Here is a 1,799-nt window from a genome sequence, read left to right on the forward strand (position 1 = left end):
GCCTCATAGTGCTCGGCTGGCATTTCCAACTGGGGTCGATAGCTGAACCAGATCTGGTCACCGACATCGGCTTCCGTCTGTGATTCTTCATTTTGGGGCGACTGGGTCAGAAAGCTTTCGGTCAGCATTCCGACCAACGTGCCCATGGTCTTTTTCTGGGCACATGCGATCTTTTGCCCACGGATGGTATGCAGCCGATCCGCAGGGCCGCTCAACTCGCCATGCGCGACTATGACTTTCAGCAGCCGTTCGTATTGTTGCAAGCGCAACAGACAGCGCCCGAGCTTGCGCTGCACTATACKTTGAAGGTCAGGTACATCATCCGAGGGCATGGTAGTGACTTCATCCATGATTAACGACTCAGGCATAAGTGGTAGGGCTGGAGCGATTCACTGCAATCCGCTTGCCCTGCCAGGAAGGCTTGCAACGCGTAAATCGGACGCTTTTCAATCTCAGTGTAGGCAGAGTCAATCCGCTCGGACTTTTTCAACAGAATCGGTCGACAGCTTCGGGTCGACTTCTGCCGGTCAYGACAGGCAGAAGTCGGCCAATAACTGCCTGCTGGAACCGGCTGAAATCGACCCGCAGCAGTCTTCGCTAACGATTGAACTCACAGGCCTGGACAGCCGTTCGGGCAGGTCCGGCGGCATGATGGGTCAGCCCGTAAAGAAGTACTTGCCTTTGACTTTCCTGGGATTGACGAAGACGAAGTCTGGAAAGATTTTTCCTCGGACGTACCAAACATAAGCCAGGATAACGATACTGATAGCTAATGCGATAGTGGTTGTTGCCGGACTCGATGTAAACCCCGCAAGCGATCTTGGGAATTGGGGAAACGATAGGAGTATGTACGCGTTGTAGGCGCCGACGCGATGGTTGTAGAAGCCCCATACCAAAAACAAGGGAATCAAGGTCATTGAAACACCCATAACCCATTTGGCCGTTGGCCCCATCCTGGCGCCGATATACAATCCCAGAAAGAATGCAATCAAAGCCTGGGCGAGCATTATCGTGATGAGAATATTGACCTTGCGATCGTGCTCGTCACAACGAATTGGATCTGCATACGAAGCTATAAAGTAGGCAAGATGACTGTCTTTTACACCCCGCCCGGAGAGTTGTGAAAACACTTCCGACTTTGCAGTGCCGGCGGCGAGTAGTTCGCGAACTTTTTCCTGAACTTCTTTCTTGCTCAAAGTTGAATGTGAAATACTTTCTCTTTGCGTCAACTTGACAGTTTTCTTAGCAGGAAACACCAGGACAGCTATGGCCCCGATAAAGGCTAGCGTGCCCAAGAAAACGCCCAAGTAAAAACCCCCACCTAGTGAGTAAGTACCTGGCTTCACTCTACCCGGCTTTGCAGGGTCGACAAGAATTTCGATCACTTTTCCTTCCCTGAGTGTTGCAATTGATCTTTCGACCGACTCCAGGCTGGTCCTACAGGGCCGCTGCGATATTTCGAGCGGATAAGTGTATTGCTGTCCGTTCAACTCAAAGGTCACGTTAACCAGAGGGCAATAGGTCATACCCTTACTGCGCATCTCCTCAGAAATGGAGACAGTGGCGACAGTGGCATGCAACTTCTGCCAAGTCTTCGTCTCGTCCACCTCCTTGAACGAGGAAAGAGACACGAGAAGGCAGAGCAAGGCAAAGAAAAATAAAACAACGAACAGGGCAGCCCTTAGCAAGAAGGTCTTCATAAGGCTCCTTGGCCAACGTGAAATGCAGGTCAGTTGGGAAATGACGCCTTGGCAGCAAGTCCCCCTGCGCGCAGTGTAATGATGCACTGAGGTTAGTCC

The 1,799-nt window shown here is 51.6% G+C and carries 1 protein-coding gene and 1 pseudogene; both read right to left on the bottom strand.

Annotated elements, in window-relative coordinates; all coding sequences use genetic code 11:
- A pseudogene (locus ACXRVY_RS27090) lies at positions 1–350 on the bottom strand (OST-HTH/LOTUS domain-containing protein); the annotation flags it as partial.
- A gap of 306 nt (positions 351–656) precedes the next feature.
- Positions 657–1,700: a DUF3592 domain-containing protein gene (locus ACXRVY_RS27095; RefSeq protein ID WP_457266195.1), complete on the bottom strand. Its 1,044-nt coding sequence runs from the start codon at positions 1,698–1,700 to the stop codon at positions 657–659.
- Positions 1,701–1,799 lie beyond the last annotated feature (99 nt).

Source organism: Pseudomonas sp. P5_A2_2, assembly GCF_054177685.1.